The organism is Polynucleobacter sphagniphilus (genome assembly GCF_029892205.1).
Taxonomy (GTDB): domain Bacteria; phylum Pseudomonadota; class Gammaproteobacteria; order Burkholderiales; family Burkholderiaceae; genus Polynucleobacter; species Polynucleobacter sphagniphilus.
The window spans coordinates 368,664-381,368 of record NZ_JARXVX010000001.1 but is presented as its reverse complement, the minus strand read 5'-3'; the positions used below and the strand labels follow the sequence as shown (position 1 = coordinate 381,368).

At 46.8% G+C, this 12,705-nt stretch carries 12 protein-coding genes; 1 reads left to right on the top strand and 11 read right to left on the bottom strand.

Annotated features, from left to right (window positions below):
- Positions 1-20: 20 nt before the first annotated feature.
- From M2125_RS01945 to M2125_RS01900, 10 genes are all read right to left on the bottom strand, one after another.
- Positions 21-257 (bottom strand): hypothetical protein, encoded by a 237-nt coding sequence (locus M2125_RS01945; protein WP_076022978.1) that lies wholly within the window; start codon positions 255-257, stop codon positions 21-23.
- Complete coding sequence (fdh3B, locus tag M2125_RS01940) at positions 257-913, bottom strand: formate dehydrogenase FDH3 subunit beta (RefSeq protein ID WP_076022977.1); 657 nt, start codon at positions 911-913, stop codon at positions 257-259. Before fdh3B ends, M2125_RS01945 begins: the two co-directional genes overlap by 1 nt.
- A 26-nt stretch (positions 914-939) precedes the next feature.
- Positions 940-3,927: a formate dehydrogenase subunit alpha gene (locus M2125_RS01935; RefSeq protein WP_280742404.1), complete on the bottom strand. Its 2,988-nt coding sequence runs from the start codon at positions 3,925-3,927 to the stop codon at positions 940-942.
- Between the two features lie 57 nt (positions 3,928-3,984).
- Positions 3,985-4,206, bottom strand: coding sequence for a hypothetical protein (locus M2125_RS01930; RefSeq protein WP_076022975.1), 222 nt, complete (start codon positions 4,204-4,206; stop codon positions 3,985-3,987).
- Positions 4,207-4,313: 107 nt separating this feature from the next.
- Complete coding sequence (locus tag M2125_RS01925) at positions 4,314-4,961, bottom strand: TorD/DmsD family molecular chaperone (protein WP_076022974.1); 648 nt, start codon at positions 4,959-4,961, stop codon at positions 4,314-4,316.
- Positions 4,958-7,048 carry a 4Fe-4S binding protein gene (locus M2125_RS01920; RefSeq protein WP_280742403.1) on the bottom strand — a complete coding sequence of 697 codons (2,091 nt, stop codon included), beginning with the start codon at positions 7,046-7,048 and terminating at the stop codon, positions 4,958-4,960. Before M2125_RS01920 ends, M2125_RS01925 begins: the two co-directional genes overlap by 4 nt.
- Positions 7,048-7,566, bottom strand: coding sequence for a DUF3306 domain-containing protein (locus M2125_RS01915; protein ID WP_280741815.1), 519 nt, complete (start codon positions 7,564-7,566; stop codon positions 7,048-7,050). Before M2125_RS01915 ends, M2125_RS01920 begins: the two co-directional genes overlap by 1 nt.
- Positions 7,566-8,105: a DUF3305 domain-containing protein gene (locus tag M2125_RS01910; protein WP_280742402.1), complete on the bottom strand. Its 540-nt coding sequence runs from the start codon at positions 8,103-8,105 to the stop codon at positions 7,566-7,568. The genes M2125_RS01915 and M2125_RS01910 overlap by 1 nt, the downstream gene beginning before the upstream one ends.
- Positions 8,106-8,111: 6 nt before the next feature.
- Positions 8,112-9,200, bottom strand: a complete 1,089-nt coding sequence (gene apbC / locus M2125_RS01905; RefSeq protein WP_280742401.1) for an iron-sulfur cluster carrier protein ApbC — start codon at positions 9,198-9,200, stop codon at positions 8,112-8,114.
- A gap of 95 nt (positions 9,201-9,295) precedes the next feature.
- Complete coding sequence (locus tag M2125_RS01900; protein ID WP_076022969.1) at positions 9,296-9,490, bottom strand: heavy-metal-associated domain-containing protein; 195 nt, start codon at positions 9,488-9,490, stop codon at positions 9,296-9,298.
- 70 nt (positions 9,491-9,560) lie between these two features.
- Here M2125_RS01900 and M2125_RS01895 point away from each other — a divergent pair, with 70 nt between their 5' ends.
- Complete coding sequence (locus M2125_RS01895; protein ID WP_280742400.1) at positions 9,561-11,834, top strand: heavy metal translocating P-type ATPase; 2,274 nt, start codon at positions 9,561-9,563, stop codon at positions 11,832-11,834.
- A 9-nt stretch (positions 11,835-11,843) separates the two neighbouring features.
- Here the strand turns inward: M2125_RS01895 and M2125_RS01890 are convergent, their stop codons facing one another.
- Positions 11,844-12,638 (bottom strand): DUF3047 domain-containing protein, encoded by a 795-nt coding sequence (locus tag M2125_RS01890; RefSeq protein ID WP_280742399.1) that lies wholly within the window; start codon positions 12,636-12,638, stop codon positions 11,844-11,846.
- Positions 12,639-12,705: the final 67 nt, after the last annotated feature.

Below are 12,705 nucleotides of genomic sequence, written 5' to 3'. Positions count from 1 at the left end.
ATTTATTGTTGTATCGCTAATCACTTCAGGCGGGCATATTCATTCTGGTTTTCATTACGCTTATTGAGCGCATCAATCCAGCTCTCGCGATTGCCAGGCGTCCAATCTTTAGTCATGAAGCCATCGTTCGCGCCCATATATGGAGCCATATCGGGACGCTTCGAAGCTTTGGCAGCAATCTCAGGAGGCTCAGAACAAGCTAACAATAAGGTCAGTGCAGCAAGACATAAGCCCAGCAGTTTGAAATTACATTTCATTATTTCGCTCCAGGAACTTGAGCGCCAGGGGTTGGCGTTGGGCCTGGCGTACCCGGTCCACCATAGGCAGTAGACCAACCAAATGCTTCACTACCAGGGTAGTGGCCATTTTTTTCACGGGTAGTTACACGGTTCGTGAAAATACTGGTGATTACTTCACTATCGCCCGCAATTAAAGCCTTGGTAGAACACATCTCTGCACACAATGGCAACTTACCTTCAGACAGACGGTTACGACCGTATTTCTCAAATTCTTCTACGCTACCATTTTCTTCAGGGCCACCATTACAGAATGTGCACTTATCCATCTTGCTGCGGACACCAAATGCACCTTTGCTCAAAAACTGAGGGGCGCCAAATGGACAGGCTAATGAACAATAGCCGCAACCAATGCAAATATCTTTATCGTGCAATACCACCCCTTCATCGGTGCGGTAGAAACAATCGACTGGACACACGGCCATGCACGGCGCATCAGTACAGTGCATACAAGCCACTGATACCGACTTTTCTTGCCCGATGATGCCATCGTTTACCGTAACCACCCGGCGACGATTGACGCCCCAAGGCACTTCATTTTCATTTTTACAAGCTGTCACGCAACCATTGCACTCAATGCAACGCTCTGTGTCACAGATAAATTTCATTCTTGCCATTTTATTTTCCTGATCTTATTTTTGACTTAGGCAAATTTTTCGATTTGACACATTGTGGTTTTGGTTTCTTGCATCATAGTTACCATGTCGTAACCATAAGTAGTGGCTGTATTCACAGCCTCTCCCAAGACCACGGGACTCGCACCGTCGGGATAGTATTTGCGCAAGTTCGCACCCTGCCACCATCCAGCAAAATGGAAAGGCACAAATGCCGTACTTGCATCCACGCGCTCAGTTACTAAAGCGCGAACCTTAATCTGAGCCCCGGTTGGAGACTTCACCCAAACATAATCCCAATTTTTAATTCCACGTGCGGCAGCAGCGGCTGGATTCATTTCAACAAAGTTCTCTTGCTGCAATTCAGCCAACCATGGATTGGAACGCGTCTCATCACCACCGCCCTCGTATTCAACCAAGCGACCAGAAGTCAGAGTGATTGGGAACTTCTCATACAGCTTGTCATTCAAGTTCTTATCCTGGACAGTCTTATAGAGCGTTGGCAAGCGCCAGAAATTCTTCTTATCCGCAATCGTTGGATATTTGCGCATCATTGGCTCGTTCGTACTGTACAGAGCCTCACGGTGGGTCGGAATCGGATCCGGGAAGTTCCAAACAACTGCCCGAGCCCTTGCATTACCAAAAGGCATGCAACCGTTTTTCATCACTACGCGCTGAATGCCACCTGACAAGTCAGTCTTCCAATTCTTGCCTTCTGCGAGTTTTTTCTCATCCTCAGTAAGCTGATCCCACCAGCCCAACTTCTTGACTAGGGTTGCATCAAATTCTGGATAACCGGTTTTGATTGCAGACCCTTTTGAGTAAGAACCGTCAGCAGCTAACAAGCTCTTGCCATCACGCTCCACACCAAAGTTAGCGCGGAAGTTACCACCACCCTCCATCACACTCTTACTAGTGTCATACAAATTCGGTGAGCCAGGATGTTTGATTGCAGCTGTTCCATAGCAAGGCCATGGCAAGCCAAAGTAATCACCCGCTGTGTCGTAGCCAGTCACTAGATCTACGCCACCACGTGACTTCAAAGTTTTAGGATCAAACACATGCATCATGCGCATATGGGCTTTCAGGCGCTCTGGCGTTTGGCCTGTGTAACCAATGGTCCACATGCCACGATTGATTTCGCGCAAGATCGATTCGATCTCTGGCTCTCTCCATTGCGTACCAGCATATTTGGAATCGAGCAACTGATAGTTTTGCGAGAGCTCTTGACCAAAACCAAGACGATCAGCAAAGGCCTGCATGATGACATGGTCAGGCACCGATTCAAATAGCGGATCAATTACTTTCTCACGCCACTGAATAGAGCGATTTGAAGAGGTTACTGAACCATGCGTCTCAAATTGAGTGGTTGCCGGCAACAAATACACATTGCGCTTTGGATTTACTTGCCCACCCTCTGCAGGAGGCATCGCAGCCATGGCCGCAGTCGCACTTGGATATGGATCAACTACTACCAATAGATCTAATTTATCCATAGCACGTTTCATATCAAGACCACGTGTTTGGGAGTTTGGCGCATGACCCCAGAAGAACAATCCCTTGACATTATTTTGCTGATCAATGAGATCCGTTTTCTCAAGCACTGCATCAACCCAGCGAGAGACTGTCGTCCCAGACTTTTCCATCATGTCGGGTGCATAACGACCCTTGATCCACTCGTAGTCCACACCCCAAATAGAAGCAAAGTGTTTCCAAGCGCCCGCTGCAAGGCCATAGTAGCCTGGCAATGAATCTGGATTGGGGCCTACGTCAGTTGCGCCTTGAACGTTATCGTGCCCACGGAAAATGTTAGTACCGCCACCAGATACACCAATATTACCAAGTGCTAATTGCACGATACAGGAGGCGCGTACGATCGCATTACCCGTTGTATGTTGTGTTTGACCCATACACCAAACAATGGTGCTCGGACGATTCATGGCCATTGTCTGCGCCACTTTATAAACCTGCGCTTCAGGCACACCACAAGCTGCTTCTACATTAGCGGGAGTCCACTTCTCCATGACCTCTTTACGGATTTCATCCATACCGTAAACACGATCATCAATGTACTTTTTATCTTCCCAGCCGTTATTAAAGATGTGATACAGAACGCCAAATAAAAATGGGATGTCAGTTCCGGAGCGAATGCGTACATACTGATCTGACTTTGCAGCAGTTCGTGTATAGCGCGGGTCGACAACGATTAATTTGCAACCGCTCTCTTTAGCATGCAACATGCTTAACATCGAAACAGGATGGGCTTCAGCAGCGTTCGAGCCAATATAGAGAGCTGCTTTGGAATTCATCATGTCATTGAAGCTATTGGTCATCGCACCATAGCCCCACGTGTTCGCTACACCAGCAACAGTCGTTGAGTGGCAAATACGCGCTTGATGATCGGTATTGTTAGTACCGAAGAAAGACACCCATTTACGCAATAAATAAGACTGCTCATTGTTATGCTTGGAGGAGCCAATAAAAAACATTGAGTCTGGCGTGTATTTACTGCGAATATCTTTCATCTGCGCAGTAATCTCGGTTAAAGCCTGGTCCCAAGAAATACGCTGATACTTACCATCAACCAGTTTCATGGGATAGCGCAAGCGGTAGTCGCCATGACCATGCTCACGCAGAGCCGCACCTTTGGCACAATGTGCACCCATATTAATTGGAGAGTCAAAGACGGGGTTCTGACGGACCCAAACACCATTCTCAACAGTAGCATCGACCGCACAACCAACTGAGCAGTGGGTACATACAGAACGCTTTACTTCAATCTTTCCTGCTTTGCCATCGAGCATCGCCTGGCTTGGCTCGGCGCTTGTCTTTTGCACCATACTAAGTTGAGCAGCAGCAATACCCGCACCAACACCAATGCCTGAACGTTTTAAGAAGGTACGGCGGTCCATGGTTGGGACAGCAGCCTTGAGACCTCGCGATAGGCTACCTATTAAACGAGAAGATGAGCTGCTACGACTGCTCTGAGGGGTATTCGGTTTACGAGTCAAACTCATGTGGCGTACCTAGGGAATTTTTTATATGTTTATTTTTTTGAAAAACCAAGCCTTGAATTAAATCAAGGTTGTTGCGTAATATTTTCGAATGTGTGCAGATGCTTGATAACCATCGACTTTATCCGTGACAGTAGAAGTCACCTCTTTGATCACTGCTTTACCTGCAGGAGTTTGAGAAATAATGGCTGCAGCACCGACTGCTGCTCCCGCCCCAATGAAAAATTGGCGGCGTGAAGCTTGATTACCCTTTGCTGCTGAGGCGGGCTTTTTTGAGCTCATGGCGTATCCGTTTTTATTAATAATTGATTTGCATCAATTTTATAGGCTATTGGTATTTTTTGCAGTTTTTGAGCAAAATCCAGGGCATTTATTAGTGCACTGCAACATTACAACATATCGAAACTGTGGCCCTCGATATCCAAAAATTCTCGGGTGAGCGCAGCAACTGGGTGATACAGATGCATTTCCGGAATTTCCTCAATAGCTTCACATAATTGCTCGTACCAAGGCCGTATATGGGCATTGAAGAATATTTGCTGATTGGTCAGGTTAGAAACCTCGACGTCGTCTCCAGCAATCAAATAACGCATGACTTCGCAAAGGGAAGAAATATGATCTTCAGTCTCGGTAATTTCCTGGGCAGATTCAAGCCCAAAAGCGTCTAATGCTCGCCTAATTTCGATGAGAGGCTTTTCATTTAAATGACCAGCCATATAAAAAGATCCATTCAAAATCACATTGGGCCGACCAACGCTGATGAAATTCAAATCAAACTCATCATGCCAAGCTTTTGCTGAATTATTTTTAGCCACCTCAACGACACTCAACCATACCTGTGCAAGAGGGGCATTCCCCTCAGAGGACTGAGAAGCCTCATCTGCAGCTGAAGCAGCAATTTGATCTAGCAACTCCTGATCTGGCGGTTGGTAAAAGAAGCGTGCAATCAAGCCATAGAGATCAGCACGGGCAAGATCCTCGGGCAAGCCAATCTCACCTACCTCAATCGCATTTTCTTCTTTCCTTAACTCTTTCATAGCTCTTTTTTCACCATATCAACTACACGACAGTCACCACACATTTTGAGTCTATCCAGGGCGGAGCCAGAAAAGGCTCCATGGGTTGATAGCTTTGATAACATCAAATTGACCATTTTCAGAGTGCCCATCGGTTTGCCACAGCTAATGCAGTGAAATGCCTGGGTTTCATTCAAAACCATGCGTTGCTTACGTTGCTCAACATTCACTAAACGGGGAAGCAAGGACAAAGCCTCTTCTGGGCAAGTCTTCACGCAAATACCGCACTGTACGCAATTCTTCTCAATAAAAGAGAGCTTAGGTTCATCCGGGTTGTCCAATAAAGCGCCCTCTGGACAGCTGCCCACACAAGACATGCATAAAGTGCATGCCTCGGAATTCATTTGTAGGCCACCCAAGGGGGATGCTTTTGGTAGAGCGCTGCCCTGATCTGGCAGAGGTGTCTTGGCATGTTTTTGCAAATACTCCAGGATGACCTCTAAAGTCTCTCGCTTTTGGATACTCAAACCAAAACTGGCTGGAGCCCCCAAGGAAGGCAATGGGCCGCGTTGACGCAATTGCCCCATCACCACTGAGACTGCACTTAAGTCCTTTGATGAACTGACGCATGCCATCTGAATACGAGGAGTGAATCCATAGGCCTGCAGAACCGTATTGGCAACATCCACCTGTATTTCAAGTGCGGCACGATATGCAGGATCCTCTTCACCACTCAGAAGCAATACAACTTCGCCAAAGCCATAACTTAAGGCGCCCAACCAGAACTCCATTCCAGTCGACGCAATATGCTCAATACCATATGGCAATACATAGGAAGGTAAGCCTTCAAATTGCTTTGACTGAATATGGGCGGCGCGCCCTAAGCCATCGAGTAATTGAGCGCCAGCCTCTAGGGTATGGAGCAATAAAGTAGGCGCTACCGTGCGATTTTGTTTGGTAGTCTCAGTGATAAATACAGTAGCGAGCGCTTTTATTTCTTTACCTTGATGGGCAACGCTCGGGTAGTTGTAGCGCATGGCACCGGATGGGCAAACTGTTGAACAAGCACCGCAACCCATACATAAATTAGGATTCACCTCAACATGGCCTTGGCCACTTTTGAAAATAGAACGAATTGCGCCAGTTGAACAAACATCAATACAGGCACTACACCCAACCTGTCCGTTTCTACCATGAGCGCAAATCTTTTCGTTGTAGACGAAATATTTAGGCTTCTCAAATTCTCCAACCATGCCGAGCAATTCATTGGCAGCCAGAGCCTGATCAAATGGATCTGGGCCAGGGGCAAAGTAACCTTGGGGGGTTTGGCTCATGGGCATCTTTGGATCAGGGCGAAGATCCAAAATCAGATCAAATTCACCGCTGCGCTTAGTATCTATACGATCAAATGCAATAGCACCAATACCCGCACACGCTGTTACGCAAGCACGATGTGATTTGCACTTATCTAGATCAATCTGAAAAGAGGCATTAATTGCTTGCTCTGGACAAACCTCAACACAAGCACCGCAACGTGTACACATCTCAGGGTCAATGGGATTTTGTAAATTCCAATCTACTGAAAAAGACCCCAAGAATCCCTCTAATTTAGATACTTCGCCGCTGTAAATTGGAAAAGTACGTGACAAGGGCAGATCACCAGCCTTCGCACATAAGACAGAAACATCCAAGGCAGTATTGAGTTTGTCGGCCCAAGGTAAGGCCTGCTCTGCTGCGCCAATGATCAATAAGCTCCCGCCGCTTTCGTAAGAGACTACAGGAACTGGTTCCGCTTGAGGCATATCTGCCAAGGCAAGCAATGCCGTAATCTTGGGGCTCGATTGTTTTGCCTCTTGAGTCCAGCCAGCATATTCGCGAATATTGACAAAGCGCAATGGCGCCACCAATGGTTTACCAGACTGCTCAGCTAGCTCACTAAACAATGCACCCTCTTGCGTGCAAGCAACCAGCACAGCATCATCACCATCAAGAGCCTTTAAGAAGGAGCCCACCTCTTGTCTGCATAAGGAGGTGTGTATAGGCAAGCCCAAGGCCTTCGAGTCCAAAGGCATTGTCTCGTTGCAGTTACAAATTAATTTCTGACTCATTACTCTTCTTTGTGGATTGTCTTAATAGTGCTATCAGCAATAGAGCTATCGCCCTCACTATCTGATAGTAAGGCTTGCTTTGCATGAATAGATTCTTCAATTTCTGCTGGTTGACTCACTTCATCCTTACGAAACAGCTCAAGCATATCGGACTGCACCATTCTTTTGAGCGTCTCAGTAGGCAATGGATCGGGCTGGGAGTAGTCATCAATGTAAATATCTAAGCGATCCATCACATTGAAATGAGGGTCTGTAAACATCTTCTTCAAGGCAGCCTGCTGTATCGCAGGATCAACTCCAGGCTTCATAAAAGCAGAAAAATCTGGGGCAAATGTATCGATCTTTTCGACATCGTCCATTGTTACTGGCGGTTTCTGATCACCATATGCTGACTCATTCACATTCTGAGACGGCTTAGCGATATCAGATTGCTGCGCAGAATCTTCCAGCGGCTTTACCTCTGAGCTTTCTATTTCAGTCTTGCGACGCGACCAGCGCTTCAGAAATCCCTCTGACATTATTCCTCCGCTGGACGCTCGGCACCCTTGAAAGAGGCGGGTCGATGGCGTTTTTTCGGTTCAGGTTTGTAATGGGTATTTACATAATCTTGCAGCCATGAAGCGCACTCAATACTTAAGGGCACCGCATCGACTGACTCACCGCCATCCATTAAGCGAGCCGCCTCGTTATAGCTCAGACAAATCCGATGTGGCACTGCAATCGTTTCCGAGTCTTTCGCCATGGCAAGCGATTGGCTGTCAATGTATTGAACAAAGTTCTCTTCAAGGCGCCACATCACGAACCAGCATGGATTATCGGCAGCGATGTTTAAGTAGTAGCCCTCGGCTTCATCTGGAAAAAGATTGAGCTCATAGCCAGTGAAAATCCAATTTTCACCATCAGTATCCCTACCCAGATACTCACCAACAATCGCTTTTGAGCCCGCTTCAAGCACAGAAAATTGCCCATGGTCTGGCAGAACTTCCTGAGGAATCCATTTGTAGGATACCCAAGGATTGTCGATGTTCTGCTTGCGCATGAAGACTGCAAAACGCATATTTGCTTAGGTATTTTGAATCACGATATTTGGGAATTTGCTGCTCATATCTTTAGACAAGCTTGCAACCCGGATGGCGACTTGCCTTGCGATACCCTTATAGATTGCACTAATCGCACCATCTGGATCGGCCACCACGGTTGGCCTACCTGCATCGGCCTGCTCCCGAATAGAAAGATTGAGGGGTAGCGCACCTAAAAACGGTGCGTCAAAGTCTTTGCCCATTTTTTCACCACCGCCAGAACCAAAGACATGTTCTTCATGGCCACAATTCGGGCATACGTAGGTACTCATGTTTTCAATAATGCCAATGATGGGCACACCCACTTTCTCAAACATCTTAAGGCCCTTGCGCGCATCTAATAGGGCGATGTCTTGCGGAGTAGTGACAATCACTGCGCCAGTAACGGGCACCTTCTGCGATAAAGTCAGAGCGATATCACCTGTACCAGGTGGCATATCGACGATGAGGTAATCCAAATCACGCCAGCGGGTTTGACGAAGAAGTTGCTCCAACGCAGAGGTGACCATCGGTCCGCGCCACACCATCGGGCTATCCTCTTCAATCAAAAATCCAATCGAGCTTGCTTGAAGACCATGACCTTCCATTGGCTCAATCGTATTTTCCTCAACCGATTCTGGTCTGCCGGTAATGCCAAGCATCATCGGCTGACTAGGGCCATAGATATCAGCATCCAAGATGCCAACCTGAGCCCCTTCAGCAGCTAGTGCCAACGCCAGGTTGACTGCAGTGGTGGATTTTCCAACGCCGCCCTTACCACTGGCAATTGCAATAATATTTTTAACGCCTGGTAGCAATTTAACGCCGCGCTGAACCGCATGAGAGACGATGTTGCTAGAAACATTCACGCCGACATTGGTAACGCCTTCAATACTGCGTAAGGTATTAATCACCGACTTACGAATCGAATCAAATTGACTTTTGGCTGGATAAGCTAAAACGATATCCAAACTAATATCGCCGTTCTCAATTTTGAGGTTTTTGATTGTTTTGGCTGTGACAAAATCAATCTTCGTATTGGGATCAATCAGATCCTTCAATACATTCTTTACAAGCTCTTCAGTAACCGCCACAACGCTCTCCTACAATTGAATGAATGGGGCGTAGATTAACCCCATAAAGAAATATTTGCTCAAAGCGAATAAATTCCCTGCCAAATACAAAAAATTTAATCAATTACCGGAAAACCAGCATCACCAATAATTTGGCGGGTTAACTCTGGACTCAGACTGGACTGAACCTCGACAGTTTGGCTTGCCAAATCTGCCTTTACAGTTGCAGCAGGATCTTGCACCTGTAAAGCGCGGGTAATGGCCTTAATACAGCCGCCGCAGGTCATCCCAGAAACTGTCAGAGTTAACATTAACTTTCCTATCCTCTATTGAAATCGCACTATCTAGCCTTTTTAGGGCTTAAAGTAGATTATCGTCGATATGAATAGCCCAAAACAGACAAATTCCGAGTTTTATTCCCTGGATATTGGGGGAATGACTTGTGCCTCATGCGTGGGGCGCGTAGAAAAGGCTTTAAGCAAGATTCCTGGAGTGCAGGCAGCAACAGTCAACCTAGCGACTGAACAGGCCCGCATACGCATTAAATCCGGTTCGGGACCAAGCCTTGCGGACGTGATTGAAGTAGTTCAAAAAACTGGTTACGAAGCCAAAATCAGTGCGCCGCAAGGAACGCCGGCAAGCAAGCAAGTGCAATCATTCTGGAAAGCGGATGGTCTAGGCCGAGTATTACTCAGCTTTACTCTTTCTGCGCCCCTGTTTCTGCCAATGCTGCTCATGCCATTTGGTATTGATTGGTCTTTATCGCCCAACTGGCAATTAGCCCTAGCCACACCAGTACAATTGATTCTAGGCTGGCGCTTCTATCTTGCAGGCTTTAAATCACTCAGGGCCGGCGTGGGCAATATGGATTTATTGGTGGCATTAGGCACCAGCGCTGCTTATGGCCTGAGTGTGTATCAAATCCTGGCCTTTCCCCATCAACATCATGAGCTTTATTTTGAAGGCTCAGCCGTCATCATTTGCATGGTCTTACTTGGCAAATGGCTGGAAGCGCGCGCCAAAAAACAAACGAGCGAAGCAATCCGTGCATTACAAAAACTATGGCCAGAGCACGCCAAGGTACTCAATACCGACTTCAATCTCGATCATCAAGCAGCTACAAGCGACCACTATCAGGACCTCCCGCTTGACCAGGTGCTGCCAGGAGATCGTGTCTTGGTATTACCCGGTGAGCGCATCCCTGTTGATGGCGTCATCCTTTCTGGAAGCAGTCATGTTGACGAATCACTTATCACCGGTGAAAGTGAGCCCATCAAAAAAGAGTTTGGTGCAAAGCTAATTGGTGGCGCATTAAATGGCGAAGGCGTTTTAGTCGTAGAGGCTCAGGCAGTTGGCATAGAAAGCGTTCTATCAAAAATTATTTCCTTGGTAGAAGATGCTCAAGTACAAAAAGCGCCTATTCAAAAATTAGTAGATCATGTGAGCGCCATTTTTGTACCCGCAGTGATTGTGATTGCGCTTATTACGGGCCTGAGTAATTGGTTTTATTACCACTCGGTAGCAATCGCTGTTCTTCGATCGGTTGCTGTCTTGGTCATTGCTTGCCCATGCGCTCTGGGCTTAGCCACACCTGCAGCCATTATGGCGGGTACTGGGGTAGCTGCTCGATTTGGCATTCTGATTAAAGACCCTCAGGTTTTAGAGTTAGCGCATCGCCTCAGTATCGTGGCTTTTGATAAAACTGGCACATTGACAATTGGCAAGCCTAGACTCTTAGATCTGATTACATTCGAGACAAGCATAGATGCTGATTTTGCATTGATGACAGCTGCAGGACTCCAGCTCGGTAGTGAACACCCTCTAGCTAAAGCATTAATCGAGGCAGCCACAGAAAAGGGACTTACTCCTATTAAAGCCTCACAAAGCAAAGCATTACCCGGCGTTGGCATTGAAGGATGCCCAGGTTTAGGACCATGGAATGGAATGTTGTTGAGCTTACAAGGCGTTGTGTCACTGAAGCAAAATCCTGCTCTTCCAATGGTGATGAAAAAAGTACAACCCTGTTTTGAGGCGGGTCAGACCGTTTCTATTTTGATCAATGTAGTTTCATCCACCCCAATAGCCGCCTTTGCTTTTGGTGACGAACTAAAGGTCAATGCAGGAATAGCTATTCAAGCTTTAAAAGAGTTGGGTATTCGTGCCGTGATGCTTTCAGGAGATAACAAGTCCGCCGCAGAACGTGTAGCCCACTCCATTGGGATCGACGAAGTATTTGCCCAAAGCCTACCCAGTGATAAAGCACTCATTATTGAGAAACTCAAAAGCTCAGAGTCAACCGGGAAAAAACAATGGGTAGCCATGGTGGGTGATGGCATCAATGATGCACCTGCACTCGCTGTTGCCGATGTTGGCATGGCCATGTCAACCGGTACAGATGTAGCAATGCAAGCTGCTGGAATTACCTTAATGCGAGACGACCCCGGTCTAGTAGCAGACGCGATCGATATCTCCAAAAAAACATGGGACAAGATTCGGCAAAACTTATTTTGGGCCTTTATCTTTAACGCTACTGGCATTCCGCTTGCAGCTTTTGGCTACCTATCACCCATGTTAGCTGGCAGCGCCATGGCACTATCGAGCTTCTGCGTACTGTCTAATGCCTTGTTATTAACCCGTTGGCAGGCACGACATTAAGCAAAACATCTACTTTGGTGACTTCTTAATCAATTCGATATCACCATAAAAGGCGCTTGTTTTTGTTTTAGTGTTATCCGTATCAGTAAGGATGGCTACGCCAATAATCTTCCCGGGCACTTCACCAAAAGCCATTTGATAGTCAGCAACCAGATCGCGATCGTGCGCACGCCACTCATTTAAATCGTCCCAACCAGAATCAACCACAATCATTTTGACGCGCGAGGTGTGCGCATTATCTAAAACTGTATTGACTGGTGTCTTGCCTGACCAGATGTACATGAGCGTGGCATAGGGCATCTCTTCCCCACTAATGAGATTGGCCATCTCAAAATTTAACTTTTCCTTCAAAGTCAATTTTGATTTATCACCTTCAAATGCCACCAAAATTCGCAACGGAGAGTCGTCTTGTGCTTGCTCAGCATTATCTGCCTGGGGAATAGCGCTAAACGCCATCCACGTCCAGCTCAGCCATAGATTTTTTGCTGGACGTGGTTGTAGATTGACTGCTAAACCAGAGGCCGAAGTGTTTGCCTTGGCGCTTAAGACTGTTTTCCCCTGAATATTTTCCAAGCGATACACCGTATTGTTCTTATATGGTGCAATTCGATAAAACTGCCAACCCCGCGGAATACCATCGCGTGCTGTTTCAGCTGAAAACTTAGGAATCGCCTCTTGCGCCGGTATTTGATCCAATTGCAGGGTCTTGCCTGATTCATCCTGAATGGAGTTTCTTGAAAAACCCGCGCAGCCAGCCAATAAGCAGAGCGTCAAGATGAGCAGGAAGCCAGATTTACTAGACATATGCACAATTGTCTCAAAGTAAGCAACAAGTGAGTCTAAAATCATTTCAGCCTAGCTTGAGCCTATT